General features: G+C 66.3%; 25 protein-coding genes. 12 read left to right on the forward strand and 13 right to left on the reverse strand.

The annotated features are described in order from the left end of the window. Positions 1-46: 46 nt before the first annotated feature. The gene (gene nhaA / locus AC3A4M_RS13440; protein WP_498736216.1) at positions 47-1,396 is read right to left on the reverse strand and encodes a Na+/H+ antiporter NhaA; all 1,350 of its coding nucleotides are present in this window, start codon (positions 1,394-1,396) and stop codon (positions 47-49) included. Between the two features lie 180 nt (positions 1,397-1,576). Continuing rightward, positions 1,577-1,984, reverse strand: a complete 408-nt coding sequence (locus tag AC3A4M_RS13445; protein WP_498736217.1) for a four-helix bundle copper-binding protein — start codon at positions 1,982-1,984, stop codon at positions 1,577-1,579. A 453-nt stretch (positions 1,985-2,437) separates the two neighbouring features. On the opposite strand from AC3A4M_RS13445, the gene AC3A4M_RS13450 reads away from it, so the two are divergent. From AC3A4M_RS13450 to AC3A4M_RS13465, 4 genes are all read left to right on the forward strand, one after another. Beyond that, complete coding sequence (locus AC3A4M_RS13450) at positions 2,438-2,656, forward strand: heavy-metal-associated domain-containing protein (RefSeq protein ID WP_498736218.1); 219 nt, start codon at positions 2,438-2,440, stop codon at positions 2,654-2,656. 28 nt (positions 2,657-2,684) lie between these two features. Next, positions 2,685-4,829, forward strand: coding sequence for a copper-translocating P-type ATPase (locus tag AC3A4M_RS13455; protein ID WP_498736219.1), 2,145 nt, complete (start codon positions 2,685-2,687; stop codon positions 4,827-4,829). Between the two features lie 106 nt (positions 4,830-4,935). Continuing rightward, positions 4,936-5,397: a DUF6153 family protein gene (locus AC3A4M_RS13460; RefSeq protein ID WP_498736220.1), complete on the forward strand. Its 462-nt coding sequence runs from the start codon at positions 4,936-4,938 to the stop codon at positions 5,395-5,397. Between the two features lie 112 nt (positions 5,398-5,509). Continuing rightward, entirely contained in the window at positions 5,510-6,124 is a 615-nt protein-coding gene (locus tag AC3A4M_RS13465; protein ID WP_498736221.1) for a DUF305 domain-containing protein, read from the forward strand. A 79-nt stretch (positions 6,125-6,203) separates the two neighbouring features. On the opposite strand, the gene AC3A4M_RS13470 is transcribed toward AC3A4M_RS13465, so the two are convergent. Together AC3A4M_RS13470 and AC3A4M_RS13475 are read right to left on the reverse strand one after the other, a co-directional pair. Beyond that, positions 6,204-6,605, reverse strand: a complete 402-nt coding sequence (locus AC3A4M_RS13470; RefSeq protein WP_139005126.1) for a hypothetical protein — start codon at positions 6,603-6,605, stop codon at positions 6,204-6,206. 74 nt (positions 6,606-6,679) lie between these two features. Then, a complete protein-coding gene (locus AC3A4M_RS13475) occupies positions 6,680-7,405 on the reverse strand; it encodes a hypothetical protein (protein ID WP_498736222.1) in 726 nt (241 codons plus the stop codon). Positions 7,406-7,624: 219 nt separating this feature from the next. On the opposite strand from AC3A4M_RS13475, the gene AC3A4M_RS13480 reads away from it, so the two are divergent. Further along, positions 7,625-8,353, forward strand: a complete 729-nt coding sequence (locus AC3A4M_RS13480; RefSeq protein WP_498736223.1) for an HAD family hydrolase — start codon at positions 7,625-7,627, stop codon at positions 8,351-8,353. A gap of 21 nt (positions 8,354-8,374) precedes the next feature. Here the strand turns inward: AC3A4M_RS13480 and AC3A4M_RS13485 are convergent, their stop codons facing one another. Next, entirely contained in the window at positions 8,375-9,067 is a 693-nt protein-coding gene (locus tag AC3A4M_RS13485; protein ID WP_498736224.1) for a TetR/AcrR family transcriptional regulator, read from the reverse strand. A gap of 140 nt (positions 9,068-9,207) precedes the next feature. On the opposite strand from AC3A4M_RS13485, the gene AC3A4M_RS13490 reads away from it, so the two are divergent. Continuing rightward, positions 9,208-10,152: an NAD-dependent epimerase/dehydratase family protein gene (locus tag AC3A4M_RS13490; RefSeq protein ID WP_498736225.1), complete on the forward strand. Its 945-nt coding sequence runs from the start codon at positions 9,208-9,210 to the stop codon at positions 10,150-10,152. A 107-nt stretch (positions 10,153-10,259) separates the two neighbouring features. Next, entirely contained in the window at positions 10,260-10,532 is a 273-nt protein-coding gene (locus AC3A4M_RS13495) for a DUF3040 domain-containing protein (protein ID WP_498736226.1), read from the forward strand. Positions 10,533-10,671: 139 nt separating this feature from the next. Here the strand turns inward: AC3A4M_RS13495 and AC3A4M_RS13500 are convergent, their stop codons facing one another. Together AC3A4M_RS13500 and AC3A4M_RS13505 are read right to left on the reverse strand one after the other, a co-directional pair. Beyond that, positions 10,672-11,532 (reverse strand): pullulanase X25 domain-containing protein, encoded by an 861-nt coding sequence (locus AC3A4M_RS13500; protein ID WP_498736227.1) that lies wholly within the window; start codon positions 11,530-11,532, stop codon positions 10,672-10,674. Positions 11,533-11,770: 238 nt separating this feature from the next. Continuing rightward, the gene (locus AC3A4M_RS13505) at positions 11,771-12,274 is read right to left on the reverse strand and encodes a GNAT family N-acetyltransferase (protein WP_498736228.1); all 504 of its coding nucleotides are present in this window, start codon (positions 12,272-12,274) and stop codon (positions 11,771-11,773) included. 79 nt (positions 12,275-12,353) lie between these two features. On the opposite strand from AC3A4M_RS13505, the gene AC3A4M_RS13510 reads away from it, so the two are divergent. Both AC3A4M_RS13510 and AC3A4M_RS13515 read left to right on the forward strand, forming a co-directional pair. Continuing rightward, positions 12,354-13,349: an NAD-dependent epimerase/dehydratase family protein gene (locus AC3A4M_RS13510; protein ID WP_498736229.1), complete on the forward strand. Its 996-nt coding sequence runs from the start codon at positions 12,354-12,356 to the stop codon at positions 13,347-13,349. A gap of 113 nt (positions 13,350-13,462) precedes the next feature. Continuing rightward, on the forward strand, positions 13,463-13,690 hold the full coding sequence (locus AC3A4M_RS13515) for a hypothetical protein (RefSeq protein ID WP_498730214.1): 228 nt from the start codon (positions 13,463-13,465) through the stop codon (positions 13,688-13,690). Positions 13,691-13,746: 56 nt separating this feature from the next. Here the strand turns inward: AC3A4M_RS13515 and AC3A4M_RS13520 are convergent, their stop codons facing one another. Beyond that, positions 13,747-14,880, reverse strand: coding sequence for an ABC transporter ATP-binding protein (locus AC3A4M_RS13520; protein WP_498736230.1), 1,134 nt, complete (start codon positions 14,878-14,880; stop codon positions 13,747-13,749). After that, entirely contained in the window at positions 14,881-16,695 is a 1,815-nt protein-coding gene (locus AC3A4M_RS13525; RefSeq protein ID WP_498736231.1) for an ABC transporter permease, read from the reverse strand. It lies immediately after the preceding gene. A 310-nt stretch (positions 16,696-17,005) separates the two neighbouring features. Here AC3A4M_RS13525 and AC3A4M_RS13530 point away from each other — a divergent pair, with 310 nt between their 5' ends. Next, complete coding sequence (locus AC3A4M_RS13530; protein WP_498736232.1) at positions 17,006-17,296, forward strand: DUF3040 domain-containing protein; 291 nt, start codon at positions 17,006-17,008, stop codon at positions 17,294-17,296. Position 17,297: 1 nt separating this feature from the next. Here the strand turns inward: AC3A4M_RS13530 and AC3A4M_RS13535 are convergent, their stop codons facing one another. Then, positions 17,298-18,329: an ABC transporter substrate-binding protein gene (locus tag AC3A4M_RS13535; protein ID WP_498736233.1), complete on the reverse strand. Its 1,032-nt coding sequence runs from the start codon at positions 18,327-18,329 to the stop codon at positions 17,298-17,300. Then, positions 18,313-19,197 carry a metallophosphoesterase family protein gene (locus tag AC3A4M_RS13540; protein WP_498736234.1) on the reverse strand — a complete coding sequence of 295 codons (885 nt, stop codon included), beginning with the start codon at positions 19,195-19,197 and terminating at the stop codon, positions 18,313-18,315. The genes AC3A4M_RS13535 and AC3A4M_RS13540 overlap by 17 nt, the downstream gene beginning before the upstream one ends. A gap of 183 nt (positions 19,198-19,380) precedes the next feature. On the opposite strand from AC3A4M_RS13540, the gene AC3A4M_RS13545 reads away from it, so the two are divergent. Together AC3A4M_RS13545 and AC3A4M_RS13550 are read left to right on the forward strand one after the other, a co-directional pair. Continuing rightward, a complete protein-coding gene (locus tag AC3A4M_RS13545; protein ID WP_498736235.1) occupies positions 19,381-21,129 on the forward strand; it encodes a pyruvate dehydrogenase in 1,749 nt (582 codons plus the stop codon). Positions 21,130-21,194: 65 nt separating this feature from the next. Further along, complete coding sequence (locus AC3A4M_RS13550; RefSeq protein ID WP_498730226.1) at positions 21,195-21,434, forward strand: DUF6221 family protein; 240 nt, start codon at positions 21,195-21,197, stop codon at positions 21,432-21,434. A 90-nt stretch (positions 21,435-21,524) separates the two neighbouring features. Here AC3A4M_RS13550 and AC3A4M_RS13555 read toward each other — a convergent pair whose 3' ends face one another. Together AC3A4M_RS13555 and AC3A4M_RS13560 are read right to left on the reverse strand one after the other, a co-directional pair. Next, positions 21,525-23,129, reverse strand: a complete 1,605-nt coding sequence (locus AC3A4M_RS13555; RefSeq protein ID WP_498736236.1) for a 4-hydroxyphenylacetate 3-hydroxylase family protein — start codon at positions 23,127-23,129, stop codon at positions 21,525-21,527. A gap of 28 nt (positions 23,130-23,157) precedes the next feature. Beyond that, complete coding sequence (locus AC3A4M_RS13560) at positions 23,158-23,748, reverse strand: flavin reductase family protein (protein WP_498736237.1); 591 nt, start codon at positions 23,746-23,748, stop codon at positions 23,158-23,160. Positions 23,749-23,757: the final 9 nt, after the last annotated feature.

The raw sequence follows: 23,757 nt of genomic DNA on the forward strand, positions 1-23,757 counted from the left end.
CACGGGAAACGAAACTCGAGGAGTTCGGGATCTATGGGTTCAAAGCTTACGAAGCGTCCTGGTCCTGCTGGTAGACATCAGGAACGCCGTCTTGGTCGGCGTCGATCTTTTCCTCTGCTTCGATCCTGCGGTAGTGCCGGTTGCGTGCACGCAGGACAACTGTTGCCAAAAGCGCCGCAAGCAGCGAAGCGACGAGGATGGCGACCTTGGCATGGTCGTTCGCCGCAGAGCCGAGCCCGAAACTAAGTTCGGCAACCAGCAGCGAGACGGTAAACCCGATGCCGGCCAGCAGGCTGATGCCAAGCAGGTCGATCCACCTCAGCGACGGATCAAGCTCGGCGCGAGTGAACTTACTCATCAGCCACGTGGTCGCCACGATACCGATCGGCTTACCGAGGACCAGGCCGGCAATGATGCCGATGGCCACTGTGTCGGTGAGCGAGGCGGTCAGGCCATCGAAGCCACCGATCTCCACTCCCGCCGAGAAGAACGCGAAGACCGGAACTGCGAATCCGGCAGAGACGGGGCGGAAACGGTGTTCGAAAATCTCCGAGAGGCCTGGCCCCGCCGTCGGTCCACCGCTGGCCTTGCCGCGCAGCACCGGGATGGCAAAACCGAGCAGGACACCTGCAACCGTCGCATGGATACCGGAGGCGTGAAGCAACGCCCACGCCACAATGCCGATCGGCAGCAGGATCAGCCACGCGGCCGCTGGTTTGAGACCGAAGAACCGCCGGTATTTCTGCGCCAGAAGAGCGTAAATGGCAAGCGGGATAAGTGTCAGCAGTAGCGGGGCAACGTGAATATCGCTGGTGTACAAGAACGCGATGATGGCGATGGCGATCAGATCGTCGACCACCGCCAGTGTCAGCAGGAAAATCCGTAAGGCAGTTGGCAGATGGGAACCAATGACGGCAAGAACCGCGACGGCGAAGGCAATGTCCGTGGCTGTCGGAATGGCCCATCCGCGGATGGTATCCGGGCTACCCCAGTTCACAGCTGCATAGATGACCGCCGGCACAACGACGCCGCCGACGGCCGCCGCCACCGGCACCGCGGCCTTGCGGGCGTCGCGCAGGTCTCCGGCAACAAACTCACGCTTAAGTTCCAGGCCTACCAGGAAGAAGAAAACCGCGAGCAGACCATCGGCCGCCCAAGCACCGAGACTCAGATCGAGATGCCACGGCTCGTAACCGATCTTGAAGTCCCGCAAGGCGAAGTAGCTCTCAGACGCTGGTGAATTGGCCCAAATCAGGGCGATCAGCGCCGTCGCGACGAGCAATGCCCCGCCAACGGTCTCTTTCCGGAAAATTTCACCGATCCGCAGGGCTTCGGCGTAACTGCCCCTGCCGAGAACGCGCGGCTTTCGGGGACGGTCGGGGGAACTTTGGGACATGCGGGGCTCCTAGGGGAAGGGTCGACGAAATCTCGTGCCGACCAGACTTCCCGGCTCACCAGAATCCACCCTATCGCCTCAAGCTCTCGCAGCGAAACAGCAGTGCCCATGGGAATAGGCCGCGGGGTTATGGGTCGTTATCCATGAAGAGGTGGATCGCAAGACGCCCCTTGCGGCGGACTAGCCGAGCGCTCCCAACAATTCAACACAGGCTTGCTCGCATCGTCGGCAGGCTTCGGCACAGACGCGGCAGTGCTCGTGCATCTGCGCATGGCTTTCGCATTCGTCTGCACAGGCTTTGCATGTGACCCGGCAGGCCTCCAGTACAGCGCGGGTAACGTTTGCGTCATAACCCGTGTGGCGGGAGAGGATCTTGCCGGTCGCGGCGCAGATGTCCGCACAGTCGAGATTTGTCCGGATGCACTTCGTCAGCTCAGCCACCATATCTTCGCTGAGGCACGCATCCCCGCAGGCCGTGCAGGTCTGGGCACATTCGAAACATGCCGCGATACAGTCCGTCAGCTTCTGCCTGTCGATTCCACCCAAATCCTTCGGGTAAGTCTCCAGCATGGACTTGATGTGCCTCATTGTTCTGCTCCTTCTGCGATTGGCCAGGGAACGAACCGGCAGTCCGACACCCCACAAAACCACAGTAGCCTTACCATTCCGATGGGGAAACCTTGCTGCGTGCCCACGCAGGGCAAGCTCGGGTCGGCCCAGGCGACTACCGCCGGCCCAGCAACCCGCCATAAAATGCCATTTGACTCATACCCCCAGGGGGTATATCGTGGTCAGTACCGGAAACAGCGTCGGATCCTCGCGGTCCCTACGCCCCCAACGGTCCACACAATGGCTCAAGCGCACGCCTTTCTGATGGAAGGTTCTGGCGGAGGCCAATCTCGAAACCTTATGGAGGAGATCATTATGTGTGGCACATCCAGCCATAACCTGCCGCTTACTCAGGCTTCATCAGGCTGCGCCTGCTGTTCCTCGCAAGGAAACAGCGCAGCGGTGCCAGCGGTCGCGGCAGGCGCAGGACACTTGTCGACGCAGTTCAAAGTCACCGGCATGACCTGCGGACATTGCGTTGCCGGCGTCTCCGAGAAGCTGGGCAGGCTCGAGGGCATCGCCGACGTGGCAGTGGACCTTGTGCCGGACGGCGTTTCCACCGTCACGGTTTACGGCTCCGGAAGCATCAGCCCTGACGCTGTGCGCGCTGCCGTCTCTGAAGCAGGATACGAATTCGCCGGCACGGGTTGATCGGCCGGATTTGGAGGGGAGTAAGACCATGAACCACGAAGACCACCGACGGCACACATCCGGAGACTATTCCGCCGGTGCGCCAGTTTCCGAAGCTGAGCACATGGACCACAACACCCATGGGCAGGCGATGCCTGAAGGCCATGCCCACTCCGCCGTGGACGAGGATCACGCCGTCCACCAGCACGGCCAGCATGCCGGGCACAGCACGGCCATGTTCAAGAACAAGTTCTGGCTCAGCTTGGCGCTGTCCGTTCCGGTGGTCTATTTCAGCCCGATGTTTGCCCACCTGCTCGGCTACCACATCCCGGAATTCCCGGGCTCCAGTTGGATCCCGCCGGTCCTGGGATCGCTGATCTACGTCTATGGCGGTACACCGTTCCTCAAGGGCGGTTGGACGGAGCTGCGCAGCCGGCAACCGGGCATGATGCTGCTCATCGCGATGGCCATCACCGTTGCGTTCGTCGCGTCCTGGATCACCACGCTGGGCATCGGCAACTTTAATCTGGACTTCTGGTGGGAGCTGGCCCTGCTCGTAGTCATCATGCTGCTGGGCCACTGGATCGAAATGCGCGCCCTCGGCTCGGCCCGCGGCGCCCTGGATGCACTCGCCGAACTGCTGCCCGATGAAGCCGAACGCATCACCGAACACGGCACGGAAACGGTCAGCATCAGCGAGCTCTCCGTCAACGACGTCGTCCTGGTCCGCTCCGGCGCGCGCCTGCCCGCCGACGGCGAAATCATCGAAGGCCGGGCCGAACTCGACGAATCAATGATCACAGGTGAGTCGAAGACCGTACCGCGTGGCCCCGGCGATACCGTGGTGGCCGGAACGGTGGCAACCGACAGTGCCGTGCGCATCAGAGTGGGCGCGGTCGGCACCGACACGGCGCTGGCCGGCATCCAACGGCTGGTCGCCGAAGCACAGGCGTCCTCCTCCAAAGCCCAGGCTCTGGCGGATAAGGCGGCGGCGTTCCTGTTCTACTTCGCCCTCGGCGCCGGCATCATCACCTTCATCGCCTGGGTGCTGCTGGGCAGCCCCGACGAGGCCGTGATCCGTACGGTTACCGTCCTGGTCATCGCCTGCCCGCACGCCCTCGGCCTGGCCATCCCGCTGGTCATCGCGATCTCCACGGAACAGGCTGCCCGCGCCGGAGTCCTGATCAAGAACCGCATCGCGCTCGAGCGGATGCGCACCATCGACGTCGTACTCTTCGATAAGACGGGAACCCTGACCAAGGGACAGCCCGGCCTGACCGGCATTGCAGCAATCGAAGGAATGAACGACGACGACGTTCTGGCGCTGGCCGCGGCCGTGGAAGCGGACAGCGAGCATCCCTCCGCCCGGGCGATCGTCACCGCAGCCCGGAACCGCGGTCTCCGCGTACCGGCCGCCAGCGGGTTTGCCTCGCTGACCGGCCGCGGCGTCAAGGCCGACGTCGGTGCCTCCGTCGTCATGGTCGGCGGACCTAACCTGATCGCTGCCGAAGGCCTGCAGGTCCCAGCGGAATTGCGGGAACAGACCCGTCCCTGGGTTGAACGCGGCGCTTCCGTGCTTCATGTGGTCCGCGGCGGACAGGTTATCGGGGCCGTCAGTCTGGAGGACGAGGTCCGCGAGGAATCCCGCCAGGCGATCACCGCCCTGCAAAGGCGGGGCATCCGCGTCGCCATGATCACCGGGGACGCACAGCAGGTCGCCGACACCGTGGCTGCCGAGCTGAATATCGACGAAGTCTTCGCCCAGGTCCTGCCGCAGGACAAGGACAAGAAAGTCGGCGAACTGCAGTCCCGCGGCTTGAAGGTGGCCATGGTTGGCGATGGCGTGAACGATTCCCCTGCCCTCGCCAGGGCCGAGGTCGGCATCGCCATCGGGGCGGGAACGGACGTGGCGATGGAATCGGCCGGCGTGGTCCTAGCCGGCAATGATCCGCGGGCCGTATTGTCCATGGTAGATCTGTCCCGGGCCAGCTACCGCAAGATGATCCAGAACCTCATCTGGGCCACCGGCTACAACGTCATCGCCGTTCCCCTTGCCGCGGGCGTGCTGGCTTTTGCTGGCGTCGCAATCTCCCCGGCAGTAGCAGCGATACTGATGTCGGTGTCCACCATCGTTGTGGCTCTGAACGCGCAACTGCTACGCCGGATAAAGCTCGACCCGGCCGCGGTTCAATGACCGGTCGGCCGACGGGAGCGGGTCTTGGCGGTTTCGCCCGGACCCGCACCCTTCGATACCGTTGATGGCGGCCAGCAGATGCGGCCCGAAGGAAAGGCAGGGAACCATGAGCTACGGCGCGGCACCCCGCCTCGGCCTGCACCTACGTCCCACCCTGGCATTGTTTCTAGGACTGGCCGCGATCATCTTCGGCATCATCGGCATGCACATCCTGAATGTCTCACACCAAGCTTCCGTACCGGCCATCTCGGGTCACTCCACGTCAGCTCCCGCCCATGCCACGCATCATGCGCCCGCCGCGGAGAAGGCCATCCCCTCGGCTGACACGCCCGCAGACATGCTTCCCGCCGATGGCTGCGCCGGCGGCCCTTGCGCCGGAGACCACCATCTGATGGCAGCTGTTTGCGTGCTGATGACGATCGTGGCCGGATTCGTCCTGCTGTTCGTCCCCACATGGCTCCGGGCTCGAAACAGGCCCGGCCTCCGCGCGCCACCCACAGCAGCAGGCCCCGGCGCCCCTGCGCTTCGTCCTCCTTCACTCGTCCAGCTCTCGATCAGCCGCACCTAGAATGCCTGCGCTTTCCCGCATACCGGGGAAGGCGGCGCCACCCCCGCAACTTCTGCCGGGCGGGCGCAAATGCTAGTCAGCAGTTTGAGACCACTTTCGAAGGAACCCGATCATGAAACGCTTTACCGCCATTTCGGCTACCGCCGTCGCCGCTGCCCTCTTCCTGGCCGGCTGCGGCTCGGACACCGGTTCGAACACCACCGGAGAATCCACGGGAATGGACCACAGCACCATGTCCCACTCCCCCGCCCCTGCCTCGTCTGACGCTGGCGGCACCCACAACAGCGCCGACGCGATGTTCGCGCAGATGATGATCCCCCACCACCAACAGGCCGTGCAGATGAGCGACATCATGCTCGCCAAGGAGGATCTCGATCCGCAGATCACCCAATTGGCAGAAGACATCAAGGCCGCACAAGGCCCGGAAATCGAGAAAATGACCGGCTGGCTACAGAGCTGGGACGAACCGATGGAGATGTCCGGCGACCACGCCATGGAAGGCATGCTGAGTCCCGATGACCTGGCGGAGCTGGAGGCAGCCCAAAGCGCCGAGGCATCCCGGCTGTTCCTGACCCAGATGATCGAACACCACGAGGGCGCCATTGCCATGGCCGAAGAGGAGGCCGCCAACGGGCAAGACCCGGACGCCGTCGACCTGGCGGAAACCATTGTGGCGGACCAGAAAGCGGAAATCGAGAAGATGAACAACCTTCTCGCTGGCCTCTAGCATCTGCCATCAGCGCTGCCGAGCGGGGGACACGAGCCGCCGCTCGGCAGCGCACCCACTGCCGCGTCGCCGGGACCAGTCAGAGCATCAGCATGACGATGAGCCCGGCCACGAAGGCCGCGACGCCGACGGCGGTGAGGATCTTGCCCAACAGCAGCAGTATCGTGCCGCGTTCCGGCGGCGGCGTGGTCCGGTAGGTCATCGGCCGGTGCGCGTCGTAATAGATCAGCACGTCGGATCCGGGCACCACGCTGCGCTCCTGTTCGACCGGCAGCCTGGCCTGCAGGAAACCATGGTGCTTGTCGAACCAGCGGAAACCGGTCCCCTCGCCGTCCATGAAGACTACGCCGTCCGCGCTGCGCCACTTCACACCCGAGTGCCGCACAATCCAGCCGGCCAGCAGGAGCAGCAGCCCGGGCACCAGCCCTACCCAGGTCAAAATTTCGGTGATCAGACCGATGGATTCCAAAGCGCTGGGCATACTTCCGATGTTATTCCAAAGTACGACGACGGGAGACCGGCTCCGTCACAAATCTCCCCTTGGCCGTGGACTACTCAGAGTGCAGGGCCCTGGTCCATCCGGTCCAACTGCCCCGCGACGAAGCTGAGGTGTTTCCAGCCCCGCACGGCAGCGGTAGCGGTCTGGCGGTCCACGGCAACCCGCTTATTCTGCAGCACGGCCAGCAGGGTGGCATCAACCACGTCCTGCCGCAGTTCCTTGACCCAGCCGCCACGGACGGGAGGATGGACCGGCAGCCGCAGCCACTCCGTTACCACGCCGCCGAGGTACATGGCCGCCAGGATCGAGGCCACGCCGATGAGCACCAGGACCAGCAGCGGAACATCGAAGCTGACTGCGAGCACGGCCGGGCCGATCAGCAGCACAATCAGGAACAGCCGCAGGAACAAAGCTTTTGCCAGCATGCCGGCGGTCTGCCGGCGGGCGGCCACCGGGGCGAGGCGCCGGCTATAGATGGTGCGGGCCTTGTGCAGCCACTGCTTCGTGCTGCCCAACTTCTCGTTGACGATCTTCTCTGCCACGGCCAGTTCCAGCGGATTCTCGTTCCGAAGCGACACCAGCAGCGCATCATCCTCGTCTGCCCAGGACTGGTTCAGCCGGTGTTCCGCACCCGCAGCCAGATGGTGCAATCCCAGTTGCGACGCCTCACGGGCAATCGTTTCCGGGCTGCCGCCCCGCGGGAGCGCGTCCTGCTGCAGTGCCTGGTCATGATGGTCGGTGCGGATGCCATAACGCGGCGATCCGTCCTTGAGCTGGTACACAGCCGTACCTCGATCCGGTAAGTATTGAGGGGCAGGTCCTGGGGGTGCTGCGCCGACCGGCGGGCCCCTACTGCTGTCGATGAACTACCAAGGATACTCTCCGAAACTGGGTAGTTGAAGGTTGATCGATCAAACCCTCTGCCACTATTACCCGCCGTGGCGTGGCAGACTTGCCGCTAGACTCGGTCACATCCACGCATCAACAGCCAGGAGGAGACCATGCCGCAGACCCACCGCAGGCTCGGCGTCCTGTTCGATGTGGACGGCACCCTGGTTGATTCGAACTACCTTCACACCATCTCGTGGTGGCACGCTTTCCGCCAGCTGGGCCGGAATGTTCCCATGGCCACCATCCACCGCGCGGTGGGCATGGGCGCGGATAAGCTGATCGCGCACCTGCTGGGCGAGGACCGGGACAAGGACCAGGACAGCCAGGCCGAAGACGCCCACGGCACTGTTTTCTCCACCTACTGGCCGGCGCTGCGGGCGTTCGACGGCGCCAAGGACCTGCTGGAGCGCTGCTCCGGAGCCGGCCTTACCGTCGTGCTGGCGTCCTCGTCCAAACGGCGCGAACTGGACGTGCTCACCGCGGCCATCGGGGCCAACCAGGCGGTGGCTGGCACTACCAGTTCCTCGGATGCCCAGGAGAGTAAGCCGGCGCCGGATATCTTGGCCGCGGCCCTCAAAGTGGGCGGATTGCAGGCGGCGGACGCGCTCTTCGTCGGTGACGCCGTCTGGGATGTGATGGCCGCTAGCGAACTGGGCATCCCCACCATCGGCCTGACGTGCGGCGGCACCGGCGAGGCCGAACTCCGGGACGCCGGCGCCATCGAAATCCACACGGATCCGGCGGCCCTGCTGGCGGGCTTCGAGGCCAGCGCCCTAGGCCGGCTTGCCGCGGGTGCCGCGGCTGCAGGCCAACCCGTAGAACCAAGCCAAAACCCGTAAAACAACGACGGCGGCGCCTGGCTATTTGAGTCCGAGCAACCTTATGTGGACCTCCAGATGCTGCTCGAACAGTCCGGCCGGGTCGGTGAAAGTGTTCTCCCCGTACTGCCCGAAGACCTCGAAGCTGACGGCACCGAAAAGCGCGGACCAGACCATCACGCCGCGGATGACCACCAGCTCCGGAGCAGACAAATACAGCTCAGAGCGGATCCGGGCCAGATCATCGGCGAGGACCGGCTGCAGCGCGCTCTGCTCCCCCGGCACTATCTTCCCCGAACGATGGGCGGCTTCGATGATGTCCACCAGCGCCCGGATCACCCGCGTTCCCGGACCGGTGGTCCGTTCTGCCGGGGCACGGTAGCCCGGAACAGGGCTACCGAACAGCAGCGCATAGCGGGACGGTTCGCGGATTCCCCATGCGCGTACCGCCCTGGCCAGAGCCTTGTACTGCGCAATGTAGTCCGCACCGGCGGACACGACTGCCTTATCCACCTCGTTGCCCAGCTCGTTGTAGGCATCCACGACCAGCAGGGTCAGCAGCTCGTCGCGGTTTTTGACGTACCGGTAGACCGCACTGGAGACCACGCCAAGATCGCGCGCAACAGCCCGCAGGGACAGCGCAGCGGCACCCGCGCTGGCCAAGTGCTCCCGGCCGATCCGGATAATTTCAGTGATGGTTTGTTCTCGTGCGCGCTCCCGCGGGGTACCAGCCATGCCCTCCACCTTGCCGCCGCAAGAGAGCACTGTCAACTTAAGAGAGCATCGCTCTTGACAGGACATGGCGCGGTGGCGGATTCTGGATTGAGAGAGCACCGCTCTCGGATTCTAGAAGGCTCCAGAGATGGGACAAGCAAATGTCAGACCTGCACATCGTCACCGGCGCCGGGCCGATCGGTTGGACCGTGGCCGAGCAACTCGCCGGGCAGGGCCACCGGGTCCGCTTGCTGACACGCTCGGGCAGCGGGCCCGAGCACCCACTGGTGGAACGGCGGAAAGTCGATGTCTCGCAGCCGGCCGGATTCGAAGCCGCTATCGAAGGCGCCGTAGCGGTCTTCCATTGCGTCCATGCCAGCGCCTACAGCGCCAAGACGTGGTCCCGCGAGCTCCCGGCCACTGAACAAACGGTCCTTAAGGCAGCCGGGCGAGCCGGCGCCGTCGTTGTTTTCCCTGAAAGCCTTTACGCCTATGACCGGCCGCAGGACGTGATGACGGAGCGCAGTTCACGGGAGGCAGCGTCCGGCAAGCGCGGCATCCGCGCGCAACTGATTCAGGCGCGGGCGGCGTCAGAGACGCCGACTGTCAGCATGGTGGCCTCGGATTACTTCGGCCCGCGGGCGCTCAATGCCCACGCCGGCGAGCGCATGGTGCCTGCAGTCCTGGCGGGCAGGACCATTCGGGTGATGGGGAACCCGGACACACCGCATTCCTTCACCTACGTGCCCGACCTCGCCGCGGCGATGATCGCGGCCGCATATAGCCAGGCGGCCTGGAACTCGGTGCTGCATGCGCCCACCGGACCGGCGGTGACGCAGCGGACCATGGCGGCGGCCTTTGCCCGCGCCGCCGGAGTAGCAGCGCCGAAGGTAGGTTCGATTCCGGGCTGGGTGGTACGCGCCGCGGGTCTGCTGTCGGCAGATGCCCGCGAGCTGGCGGAGATGCTCTACCAGTTCGAGGAGCCGTTCGTCATGGACTCGTCCTACACACAGGCGCTGTTGGGGCTGGCTCCTACTCCGCTCGCCACGGCAGCGGAAGAAACCGTGCAGTGGTGGCAGGGAGAACATGCCGCTGCCCTGCGGTAAATCCGGCCGCACCTGCCGCTAAACGGCAACCGGTACGTATACTGATGGTCCGCCGCCGAAGAGCGGAGGGTCGTCCCGCTGACATCATCCAGTTTGAGGAGCCGTCCATGCCCCTGTCCGATGAGGAGAGAAAGCGGCTGGCCGAACTGGAACAGCAGCTGGAATCGGAAGACCCCAGGCTCGCGGCCTCGCTGTCGGGCCAGGGCCGCCAGCCAGGATCCGGTTGGAAACTGAGCTTCGGCGTCAAGCTCATGCTGATCGGCGCTGTGCTCCTGCTGTTCAGCATTTCGACGAACATCTCGGTGCTGTCCGTGATCGGCCTGGTCATGCTGCTCGCGGGGATGTTCCGGATGGCCACGGACTGGATCCGTCGGAACTGATGCGTGATGTTTATGTCCGGAAGGACCAGAACCTGCGTGAGACTGCGGTGCGCTTCAGGAACTGAAACGCACCGCAGTCCCAGCGGACGGCAATGGACTTGGACCGGCCGGGCCTGATGACCCGCCGGCACTGATACCGCTAAGCGCGGCTGACGTCTCTGGTCTTGTGGTCGTAGTGGAAGGTCAGGGCGCCGCCGTCGTGGTGGAACTCGTGGTTGGCTCCGTCACGGACGCCGAACGCGCCGTAGTTCTCTTCCCAGGACCGGTCCAGCGCGACCTTGTAGGTGTAGTAGCCAGCAGGCAGTTCGGCGCTCAGCTTCCAGAGCGAATCTGTCTGATCCAGTTCCATCTGGACCTCGTCAAAATGCGGCTGCCAGTTTTCCGGTGCACCGAGCTTGGTGCTGAAGTCGCCGGCGATCGCCACGGCTGCAGGCTGCCCAATGGTATCCACGTCGGCGGCCGGCACTGCGGACCCGGAAGGAGCGGCAGGTTCGGCGGGAGCTGCGGGTTCGGTTGCGGCCGGCGCTGCAGGCTCAGCGGCTGCGGCAGCAGCCTTCTTCGCGCGCGGCTTACGGCCCCCCGCCTGCTTGGATTCCTCGACCTGCGCCACCGCGGACTTTGATCCCGAGGTCTTCGCGGCCGCCGCTGCGGCAGCCGGAACCGGCGAGCCGTTCTGCAGTGCCTCGGTCAGGGATTCAGCATCCGGGAAAGCGGCCGCGGCGCGCAGCCCCTCGTCCGTCAGCACCCAGCCGCCGCGCTTCTTGACCAGCCAGCCGGCCTTGACCAGCTTGCTCGTGGCTGTGGTCAGGGACTTGTGCCCGCGCGGGACTCCCCCGGCGAGCAGCTCGCTTTCGGCATCATTCAAGGGCAACTGCTTAATGGCCTGCGCCAGGACTGCGCTGCCGCCCATGGCAGCCTCGCCGGAGGCAGCCGCCTCCGCCAATGTGTCCAGGACAATTTTCAGCCGCAGGTTAGTACGGTCGGCAGGATGTGTGCTCATTATGGTTTTTCCCCATCGTCGATCGCTTACTTGCAGTTTGGCATGACGGTGATGCCGAAAGGATAAGTTAAAGGTTAATTCCTCATGACTTAACGGTTTGTGACACCGCTCTCCCCAATCCGCAATGATGTTACCTGTGTCCTACCCTGATCCGGAACACGGCGCGCCGGTTCAGCTTTCGTCGCGGAAGTGCACGACGGGTTTAAGGACCGAGCCTTCCTTGGCCGCCTGGCAGCGGTCAAAGTTTCTTGAAGTACCTCGCGATCGGCAGCTGCACGAAACCGGACCGTTCATAGGAGCGGCGTGCGGGCGCATGTCCCGGGTCGCCCCCGGTTTCCACCATGGCCAACGCCATGCCGTTCTGCTTCATCCAGGAGAGCGCGAAACCGGTCAGCGCCGTCCCGATCCCGCGGCGCTGGTGGGCAGGATCGACAGCAATCATGTAGATCTCACCCATACTGTCTTCGCGGTGGAGCTGCACGGCAACGAAACCCGCGGCCTGCCCGTCGGCTTCGGAAACCCAGACCTGCATGTCGGCAGAACTGCAGGCCTGCTCAACGGCCCGCCGCTGGTCTTCGCGCCAATCGGTGTGCATCAGGGCGAAGATTCCTGAACCGCCCAGCACCTTTTCCAGGGAGGCGAAGACCGGCGCCCACGCACGCAAGGACAGGGCGACAACCGGTTCCAGGTCCGCTTCGCCGAAGGGCCGCACCACGGGCTCCTGCCCGGAATGTCCGTCCATGCCTCAATGGTAGGCAACGCCAAGTTCACCGTCAGTGAATCCGGCACCGTACGGCGATGATCGGGGGTTGCATAAAACCATGAGAATCCTGGTGCTCGGCGGTACGGCATGGCTCGGCGGACAAATTACGACGACGGCGCTGCGGCGCGGTCACGACGTCACCGCTTTGGCGCGGGGCGAGTCGGGGACGGTGCCGGACGGAGCAGCCTTCCTCCGTGCCGACCGGGATTCGCCGGGTGCCTACGGTGCCGTCCCGCGGCAGTCCTGGGACGCCGTCGTCGATGTGTCGCGCCAGCCGGGGCAGGTGAGGCGGGCGGCGGAAGCCCTCGCCAACTGCGCAGACCGGTACATCTTCGTCTCCTCCTGCAGCGTTTATGCGGATCATGCTGTCCCGGGCGCCGATGAATCTGTCCAGCTGCTTCCGGCCCTCGAGTCGGACGTCATGGAGTCGATGGAGACCTATGGGGAGGCCAAGGCTGCCTGCGAGCAGCACGTGCTGGAGGCCTTCGGCCCCGGCCGGACACTCATCGCCCGGGCCGGTCTGATCGCCGGTCCCGGTGATCTCTCCGACCGCACCGGCTACTGGCCGCTGCGCTTCGCCCGTCCGGCGGCCCCTGACGGCAGCGTGCTGGTGCCCGATTCACCGGAGCTGGCAACGCAGGTGATCGATGTCCGGGACCTGGCGGCCTGGCTCGTCCGGGCGGCGGAGCACAAGGTCAGCGGTACGTTCAACGCCGTCGGGGACCCGATGATGCTGCCCGCGCACCTGGAGCTTGCCCGCCGGGCCGCGGGCCACACCGGTCCGGTGGTTTCCGTGACGCCGCAATGGCTGGCCGATGCGGGCGTCAGCTACTGGTCCGGCGAGCGCTCCCTGCCGCTGTGGCTGCCGCTGCCCGAATACGCAGGTTTCGCGTCCCGGGACAACCGCGCCGCCGTGGCAGCCGGGCTGAAGCTGCGGCCGCTGTCGGAAACACTGGCGGACGTGCTGGACTGGGAGCAGGCGGCCGGCCCGGACCGCCCACGCAAGGCCGGGCTGACCGTCCAGGACGAGCGCGAACTCCTCGCCACGATCTAATGGTCCACTGCAGGGCGGGGCCAGTGCCAGGCAGCGCCGCTAGGGCAAGAGCCATTGTGGCGTCAGGATCCCGGTTGTACGCTGGCAACACGCCGCGCAGAAGGGGCATCGTCATGACTATTCCACAACCGCCGCCGGAACCGGATCCGGATCCCACCTCGCCGCACCCGTCAGAGCCCGGCAGGCCGAACGAGCCCGAGCCGGATCCGATGACGCCGGATCCGTTCCCGAATCCATTGCCCGGCCCCGAGCCGGACAACCCGCCGGAACCGCCGCCACCGGGCCCCGGCCCGCTGCCGATTCCGGAACCCGGACCGGTCATCCCGCCGCGCGAACCCTAAGCAGGGCCAGCCCGGCCAGCCCGCCGGCAGGATGGATGCGACTCGGCCGGTTGTTCTCAGGCGGCCGCGCGCTGCCGCAGGACACCGGTTGTCCTGCCGGCCGCGCCCGATTCGGCTGGCGGATAGACGTGCACGCGCTTGATCACGGGCTTGACCACGTCCCCGGCGCGCGGGACCCAGTCGGACACGTGGGCGCGCAGGGGCACGCCATTCCAGTCCGCTAGCACGTCGAAGCCGTGCGCCCCGTACAGCGCCGAGGTGACCACGGCGCCGTCGTTAGTTGGCGAGGAAAGCTTCTCCAGGCGCACGTCGGACGGACAGACTGCCGCTTCGGCCCGGCGGTTCACCGCGGAGAGCGCGTGGGCCGCGGAGAATCCGACCAGCCGGAGCCGGTCCGCCGGTATCGCTGCCCCCACGGCCTGCAGCACCAGGAAGCCGCTGCCCAGGGTCGCTTCGAACACGGTGGCGTCCGAGACAAAGGACGCGACGAACGCCGTGCTGGGCCGCCGCAGCAGCTGGGCCGGCGTGTCCACCTGCTCGATCCGTCCGGCGTTGAGCACCGCCACCTTGTCCGCGAGCCCCAGCGCCTCGGCCCGGTCATGCGTGACGTGGATGGCGGTCAGCGACTGCTCGCGGGTCAGCGATTTCAGCTCCAGCCGGAGCCGGGCGCGCAGCGGCTCATCGAGCGAGGACAGTGCTTCGTCCAACAGCAGCGCCCGCGGTGCCGCAACGATGGCGCGGGCCAGCGCCACCCGCTGGCGCTGCCCGCCGGAGAGGGCGGCGGGATTGCGCGCGCCCAGCTCCCCCAGCCCCACCTGGTCCAGCACGGCCTGCACCCGTCGGGCGGCCTCAGCCCGCGGCACGCCGGCCAGCTTCAACGGATACCCTACGTTGCGGGCCACGGACCAGTGCGGCCAGATGGCATGGTTCTGGAACACCATGCCCAGCTTCCGCCGCTCCGGCGGCAGCCACGCGCCGTCGCCCGCCACGGTTTCCCCGCCGATCCGCAGCGATCCCGCCTCGGGCCGCAGGAAGCCGGCGATGCTGCGCAGCAAGGTGGTTTTCCCGGAACCGGACGGACCCAGCAGCGCCAGGAACTCGCCGTCGTTCGCCTGGAGGTTGATGTCGGCCAGGGCCACGTGGCCGTTGGCGTAGACGTGGCGCAGGCCGGAAATCTCGATCGCTGGCATTTAGGTCCTCTTGCTTGTTGCTGTTGTGTCGGGCAGCCGGCGCGCGCCGGTGAGGCCGGCGGCCAGGGACAGGCCGGCCACGCCGACCAGGGTCACGAGCAGCGCCAGCGCGGAGGCCGAGTTGTAGTCGCCGGCCTGCTGCAGGTTGAAGATCACCACGCCCAGGGTCTGCGTGCCCGGGGCCACCAGCAGGATCGAGATGGTCAGCTCGCGCACGGCGGTCAGGAGAACGACGACGGCGCCGGTCAGCCCAGCGGGGGCGGCGAGCCTGCCGGCCACATCGGCCAGCGCCCGGACCGGGGAGGCCCCCGAGATGCGGGCGGCCTCCTCCAGCGCGGCGGGCACGGACTGCAACGGCGCGCGCACGGACTGGACCACGATGGCCAGGAACGCCATCACGTAGGCGCCGAGAATGATCCACGGCGTGTTGAAAATCCCCAGCGCCGGGGCGATGAGCAGCCAGGCCACGGCGATGACCAGCCCGGGCAGTGCCTGCGGCAGCATGGCGGTCAGATCCAGCGCCGTGTTGTTGCGGTGGCTGGTCCGTGCCAGCAGCGCGCCGATAGCCAAACCGAGCACGCCGCAGACCAGCGCGGCCCCGCCGGCCAGCAGCACCGAATTGGCGATCCCGGCTGCGGCACCGCGCGAGGTGACCGCGTTGGCGATGTTGGCCAGCGTGATGTTCGCCCAGGTCAGCGGAACGCCCGGGGCGGGCAGCAGCGCCTGGGACGCCAGCGCGAGCAGCGGCAGCACGCAGATGGCCAGCGCCGCCAGCCACAGCCCGGCGGCGGCCGCGACGCGGAACCGGCCGAGCTCCAGCGGCAGCGTCGCCGGGGAGCCGGTTTCGAGTTCGGAACCGGAGGGCAGCCGGCGCTGGAGCAGCACGGTCACCAGTGCCAGCAGCAACAGCACGACGCCGATGGCCGCCACCGCGGGCAGCGGGTTGCCGATGGTGCCGGAGGCCAGGTAGCGGTAGACCAGCGTGGTCAAGGTGGTGTAGCGCTCGGGCAGGCCGATCAGCGCGGGGATGCCGAAGTCGGACAGGTTGGCCACGAACGTCAATACGAAAGCGGCGAGCAGGCCCGGACGCAGCAGCGGCAGCGTCACATGCAGCAGCGTCCGTCTCTGGGAGGCGCCGCCGATCCGCGCGGCTTCCTCCAGGCTGCCGGGCACCCGTTTGAGCGCCGCGGCGATGACCAGGTAGGCCATCGGGTAGGAATGGATGGCCAGCAGCAGCACCACACCCCAGCCGCCGAAAACGCTGACCACCGGCCCGCCGCTGCCGGTGACGCCCTCGAGGAACAGGTTGACGGGACCGCCGGGAGCCAGCAGCGCCATCCACGCCATCGCCCCGATGAACGGCGGAATCAGGAACGGCAGCAGGAACACCCAGCGCAGCGCGGTCCGGCCGGGCACGTTGCTGCGTTCCAGCACAATTGCCAGCAGGGCGCCGAATCCCGTGGCCAGCGCCGCCGACCCGGCGGCGGAGGCCACCGAATTCACCGCCGCCTCGAGGACGTCCGCGTCGCCCAGGACGGCCAGGTTCTCCGCACGCAGCCCCATCATGACCACCGCGCCCAGCGGCAGCAGCACCAGCAAGGTCAGAGCGCTCCACACCACGAGCCGGAGCGCGCCCAGACCGTCCGGCCGCTTCGGTCCCCACCGGCCGGCGCCGTCGTGATGGTGCCGCTGGACGGTTGGTTGGTGAGCCGAGGGCGCAGGCCGGGTGCCGCCGTCGTGCGTGGGATGCGGAACGGGCGCGGCCGCAGCCTCGGCCGAAGCCTGGCGGGTTCGTTCGGACAGATGGTTACTCAAAGACGGTGCGGACCTTCCCGATCCCGCGGCTGCCGGATCACTGGCTATCGATCTAAGCCGGGCCAGTTGTCGGGAAAGTGAACGGCGGCCAGCCGCCGAGCCAATTCGGTGCAAGCATCGTCCGCCGTACGCGGTGTGAAGCGGGCCGACCTGTCACGGTTCGGCAACGTCCCGCCGTCGTTATCCTTGCCCGGCTCCGGCGCGATAACGATTGCGTTGGATCCGGATCCTCGGGGCACAAGGTCCTGCCCGTTTCCGTCCAACAGCGGTAAATTTGTAGTACGTCGGCACGGTCTCGAGGAGGCGCGAAATGTCATTATCCGATGAGGAACGACAACGGCTGGACAAGCTTGGGCACCAGCTGGAAGAAGATGATCCACGGCTCGCGAAATCCCTCTCCGGCAAGGGAGTCCTCGTCTTCGGGCACCGAATCGGAACCGGGGCCTTGATGGCGCTGGCCGGGGCACTCCTGCTGCTGGCCGGTATCGCCGGCAACTCACTGCTGCTGGCGATGGTGGGCATCATCGCCTTCACGGGCGGGCTGCTGGTTTCCGGCACGGACTGGTTCCGGGGGCACGTTCACCACGGCCCCCAGCACTAGCTCAGTCCAGCAGTGAGTTGAACTTCTCCACCGCGGCGTCCTGCCCGGCGGCGATCTTTTCCAGGTCCGGGTTGATCAGCTTCAGCTCGGCCAGTTCCGGCGCGCCCGCGGGCACGCCCACGTCCCCGCGCACCGGGACGTAGGACTGCTCGACGGCGAGCTTCTGGCCTTCCTGCGAGATCAGGAAGTCGATGAAATCATTTGCCGCCGCGGGATTTCCGGCGTCGGTGAAAATACCGGCCGGCTGGGAGACGTAGGGAACGCCGTCGGTGGGATAGTTCAGTGCGACGGGCGAACCCTTCTCGGCCAGTTCGCGCGCCACATAATCAACGACGACGCCGATGGGTGCCGTTCCGCTGGCCACGGCCTGGCCGACCGGGCCGTTGGATTCGAGCACCGTCGGTTGGTTGGCCATCAGCTTGGTCAGCCACTTCTCGCCCAGGGCCTCTTCTTCGAGCCAGACCGCAGTGTTGAAGGCCGCGGCACCGGAGACATCCGGGTTGGGCATGGCAATCTTGCCCTTGAACTCCGGATCGGCCAGCTCCGCCCAGCTTTCCGGCGCGGCATCAAGGAGTCCGGTGTTGTAGGCGATGACGGTGGGAATGATGCGGGTGCCCACGTAGAAGCCCTCGGCGTCGACCACGTCCTGGTTCAGCTCCCCGGCATTCTCGAGGTCCAGTTCCTGCAGATCGCCTTCGGCCACGTAGCCCTCGAACGTCGGCACGTCCGCGGCCAGGATGACGTCCGCCTGGATTTCCCCGGTCTGCTTCTCGGTGGCGATGCGGGTCTTCAGCTCGCCGGTCCCGGCGCGGAAAACCTCTACCTCAACGTTAGGGTTCACCTCGTTGTAGGCGGCGATGACCTCGTCGATCTTGGCCTGCGGCTCCGAGGTATAGACGGTCAGCGTGCCGGACGGCCCGCCGGCCGCAACGTTGCCGGTCTGGCCGGACTGGCCTTCGGCGGAGCCGCCGCACGCGGTCAGCAGGGCCAGCGGCGCCAAGGCCAGGGCGAGGTACTTAGAACGGTGACGCAATGGGTTCTCCTTGAACGGGCGGCAGGCCGAGCGCCTGCGCTGACGGGTTGCCGGCCATTCCGGCCGGCATTCCAGGGCCCACCAACACGGGGGCGGCACTGAAAGAATCGGGGCGCAGCCGGATCACCGAGATCCAGCTCGAATCACCGGTGTCCGCGGATCCGGGCGGCGGCGGGTTGTAGGCGACGGCAGGGCCGATCCACACGGGAACCGAGCCGAGCAGGCCCGATTGGGCGTGGTGGTAGTGGCCGCAGAGGATCCCGCGGACGTCGGTCCCCGCGATGACCGAGCGCAGCAGCTCGGGAGCAGCGAGCCCGCGGCCGGCCAGCAGCGGCAGCGTCGATTCGACCGGCGGGTGGTGCAGTGCCAGCACCGTTCCCTGCGTTGCCGGCGTGGCCAGCTCATCCCGCAGCCAGTCCAGCTGCTCCGTCGACAGGATGCCCGCGGGCCGGCCCGGATCGTCCGAATCCAGCGTGATGATCCGCAGCCCGCCCAGAAAATGCACCGTCTCGCCCGGCCCCGGTCCGTTCGCAGCCCGGCCGCGGTTGAACAGCCCGGCCTGGCGCACCGGCACGTCATGGTTGCCCGGCAGCGTGATCACAGGGCAGCCCAGTTGCGCGGCGGCGTGGTCCAGTAGGCGCGCGGCGTCGTCGTAAATATCGCTGCAGCAATCCGCAAGGTCACCGGTCACCACGACGGCGTCCGGCCGGAACCGCTCGGCCTCCTTGAGCGCCGCCAGGGTCAGCGCCCAGGTGTCGATCCGGCCGAACAGCAGCTCCGGATCCGGCCGCAGGTGGGTGTCCGTGAGCTGCACCAGGGTGAAGCTGCTTTGCGCGGCCGGCAGCTCACGCCAAGCGGGTTGTTCCACGCACTCCCCCGGTCTGCCTCGTGTGAATCCTCAACCACGATCAAACACGCACCCGTTTACGCAATGGTGAACGCCTGGAGTCCGGCAGGCCAACGCAGGTCCAACCCGGCGCCCCCGGCAGCGGCAACTCGGCTATATTGGCCGGAATAGGTAACATCCTCCAACCTTCAGGAGCGTTCCGCAATGGCCCAGGAAGTCGCAGCCCAGCTCATCGACCAGCTCCGCGCCGCGGGGGTCCGCCGGATCTACGGGATCGTAGGCGACAGCCTCAACCCGATTGTGGACGCGGTCCGGCAGACCGGCGGGGCGGCCAAGGGCGGCATCGACTGGATCCATGTCCGCCACGAGGAAGCGGAGGCTTTCGCCGCGGCGGCCGAAGCCCAGCTGACCGGGCAACTGGCGGTGTGCGCCGGCTCCTGCGGGCCGGGCAACCTCCACCTCATTAACGGGCTGTACGACGCCAACCGCTCCGGCGCGCCGGTGCTGGCGATCGCCTCGCACATTCCCAGCAAGCAGATCGGCACCGGCTACTTCCAAGAAACCCATCCCGACCGGCTCTTCAACGAATGCTCGGTCTACTCGGAAATGGTCAGCACCGCCGAGCAGGCCCCGCGGGTCACGCAGAGCGCCATCCGGCATGCCCTCGGCAGGCGGGGCGTCGCCGTCGTTACCTTGCCCGGCGACGTCGCCAGCCTCGAGGCCGTCGCCCCGACGCCGCTGTGCACCCCCTTCCTGCCCGCCACCGTGGTGCCGGCCGCCGAAAGCGTCAAGCAGCTCGCGGACGCGATTAACGACGCCGGCAAGGTCGCCATTTTCGCCGGTGCCGGTGTGGAAGGCGCGCATGATGAAGTGGTGGCCCTGGCCGAGCTGATCGGCGCGCCGATCGGGCATTCGCTGCGCGGCAAGGACTTCATCCAGTACGACAATCCGTACGACATCGGCATGACCGGCCTGCTGGGCTACGGTGCCGCGGCCGAGGGCATCGAGGATGCGGACCTGCTGATCCTGCTGGGCACCGACTTCCCGTACGACCAGTTCCTGCCGAACACCCGCACCGCCCAGGTGGACCGGGCACCGGAGCATCTGGGCCGGAGGACGGATGTGGAAATCGCGATCCACGGCGACGTGCTGCCCACGCTGGCGGCCCTGATGCCGCTGCTCAAACGCAAGAAGAGCCGCCGCTTCCTGGACCAGATGCTCAAGAAGCACGACAAGCTGATGAACAAGGCCGTCGGCGCCTATACCCGGCGCGCCGACAAGATCAAACCCATCCACCCCGAGTATGCCGCCTCCCTGCTGGACCAGGTCGCCGCCGAGGACGCTATCTTCACCGCGGACACCGGGATGTGCAACGTCTGGACTGCCCGCTATATCCCCCCGCGCGGCACCCGGCGGCTGATCGGCTCCTACCTCCACGGCTCCATGGCCAATGCCCTCCCCCACGCCATCGGCGCGCAGCTGGCCTACCCTGAACGCCAGGTCATCTCCGTGTCCGGCGACGGCGGCTTGTCCATGCTGCTGGGCGAACTGGTCACCGCGGCGGCTTACCGGCTGCCGCTGAACGTCGTCGTCTTCAACAATTCCACCCTCGGCATGGTGAAACTGGAGATGCTGGTGGACGGGCTGCCGGACTTCGGCGTCGACGTTCCGGACACTAACTACGCCGCCATCGCCCAGGCCATGGGCTTCCACGCCATCCGCGTCGCCGATCCGGCCGGCATCGAGCGGGCCTACCGCGATGCCTTCGCCCATCCGGGCCCATCGCTGGTGGAACTCATTACCGATCCGAAGGCGCTGTCCCTGCCGCCGAAGATCACCGGGACCCAGGTCTTCGGCTTCGCCACCGCGATGTCCAAGATTGTGCTGAACAAGGGAGCGGGCGAAGCGGTCAGCATGGCACGGAGCAACCTGCGCAACATCCCCCGCAGCTGATCCCGGACAGGACAGATCTTTAGCCACGCCGGACGCCGCGTGCCACGGCGGCGTACGGTGTGGGTATGGAGGACATCGTCGAATTCCTGCTGGCGAGGATCGCCGAGGACGAGTCCAACCTGCACTCCTGGTGGAACACCGCATCCGTCCCGGTGCTGGACCGGGCCCTGGCCGAGTGCGAGGCGAAGCGCCGGATGATCGATCAGCTGCAGCGCCTTGACACCGGCGACCGCCGGCCGATGCTGCTGATCATGGCCGTGCCTTACGCCGGGCATCCCGCGTACCGGGATGAGTGGCGGCTGTAGGTCCGGCAAACCACGTCCGACGGCGGCCGGTCACGGATGGTGACCGGCCGCCGTCGTTGTTCGCACCGGCGCGGTGGAGCAGGACTGCGGCTAGTTCTTTTTGAGGAAGATGCTGACGTCGTCGTTGTTGATCAGGTCGGGTACGGTCCAGCCGTCCAGGTCGTACTCGGACATGCATTGGTCGGCGAAGCCGGTCATCATGTCGGTGTGGCCCTGGGCCTGGGCGGCGAAGAGGATTTCTGCCTTCACGTTTTCGTGGTTGCCGGAGTAGTTGCGTTCGTAGAGTTCGTGGCGGCCACCGAACTCGGTGCCGATCGCGTCCCAGAGCAGCTTCATCAGCTTCACCCGGTCCACGGCCTGGATGCCATCCGAACCTCGGACGTACTTGTCCAGGTAAGGGCGGATCTCCGGGGTCTTGAAGTCCAGGGCGGAGGAATTCAGGTAGATCAGGCCGGAAGCGACGTCCTGTTCGATGATTTCCTTGATCCGCGGGTAGCCGGTGGACATGAACATCCGGTACGCCAGACCGTAGTCGAGCTTGGGCAGCACGGTCCCGTCGGGGCCGGCATCCGGGTTCAGCGCCATCGCATCGGCGAGGGCGTAGAACATGTTGCGCCAGCCGATAACTTCGCCGGCGCGGGCTTGAACGCCGCGGAAGTCCTTCGTTCCGGCGATTTCCAGCGCCTTGAGCAGCAGGCCGGCGATGAAGTCCAGCTTTACGGCCAGGCGGATCACGCCCTGGAACGTGAACCGGTTCAGGAACCCGGTCTGCGGGAAGAAGTTGTTGATCTTCTCAATGTCCCCGTACGCGAACACGTTCTCCCACGGGATGAGGACCTTGTCGAAGACGAACACCGAATCGTTCTCATCCAGTCGGGAGGAGAGCGGGTAATCGAACGGGGTGCCCATCACAGCCGCTTGATGCGAGTAGGAGGCACGGGAGATCAGTTTCACCCCGGGTGCGTCCATGGGAACGGTGCAGATCAGCGCGAATTCCTTCTTCTTGATCGGCAGCCCGTAGTGCGCGATGAAGTTGTACTGGGTGATGGCCGAGCCGGTGGCAACGACCTTCGCGCCGGAGACAACGAGCCCGGCGTCGGTCTCCTTTTCGACCTTCATGAACACGTCGCCGACTTGGTCCGGCGGCAGGTGCCGGTCCACCGGTGGGTTGATGATCGCGTGGTTCCAGTACAGGACCTTCTCCTGGGACTCGGCATACCAGCGCTTGGCGTTGTCCTGGAACGGCTCGTAGAAGTCCGGCATCCCGCCCAGCGTGCCCAGGAACGCACCCTTGTAATCCGGTGACCGGCCCATCCAGCCGTAGGACATCCGTGCCCAGGTTTCGATCGCGGTACGCGAGGCCTTCAGGTCATCGATGGACCGCGCGGCTTTGAAGAACGGGTGCGTCAGGCCGCCGGAGCCGGTGTCGGTGGGGACCAGGAGCTTATCTGCCGTTTCCGGTTTGTGGAAGCCGTCGTAGAGGCGGGCGGCCATGCGCACGGAGTTGCGGAACGCCGGGTGCGTGGTGACGTCCTTGACCCGCTCGCCGTAGATCCAGACCTCGCGGTCGTCCCGGAGCGACTCGATGTATTCATCGCCGGTCTGGGGTTTGAGCTGATCCGCCTGCGTGGTCCGGGCACTCATGTCGGCTGCGCCGGTGCCTGCGGTGGTCGTGGTGTCGATAGTTTCAGTCATCGTCTTGTCCTTATCAGTTCAGTGGCCGTCAGGCCTGGATGAGAGGTTTGAAGGAATCGGCACCGGAGAACCAGCCCGCCTCCAGCGAGTCTCCGCAGTGGTGCCAGTGGCTGGAACCGGACAGCGGGCCGATCTCGCGGAACTTGCCGCCATAGAAGAGCAATGGCTCCCGGCCTGTGGTCTCGAGTTTGTGGACTTCGCCGATCACGATCACATGATCGCCGCCGTCGTACACCTGCCAGGGCCGGCATTCCAGGGTTGCCGTGTTCTCCAGCAGGACCGGGACGTCCCCGTCCACGGTCCAGGCCGGTTCTTCCGGTAGCGGCTTGCCGGCGAAATGCCAGGCGACGTCCAGCTGGTCCTGGGAGAGGATGTTGATCGCGAACGGCGCGCCCTCCAGGTACTGGGCCGCCTTGGAGCTGCGGGTCAGGGTGACCTGGGCCAGCGGCGGATCCAGCGACACCGCGGTAAACGCGTTCACCGTCGCACCGTGCGGGGTGCCGTCCGCGGAGCGGCAGGTGACCACGGTCACGCCGGTCGCGAACTGGCCGAACGTGTTCCGCAGCTCGCGCGGATCGATAGCCGTTGCGGCCGCGGCAACGGGGGTTGTTTCAGACATTTTGTCCTC

The organism is Arthrobacter sp. Soil_C_60, assembly GCF_057656375.1.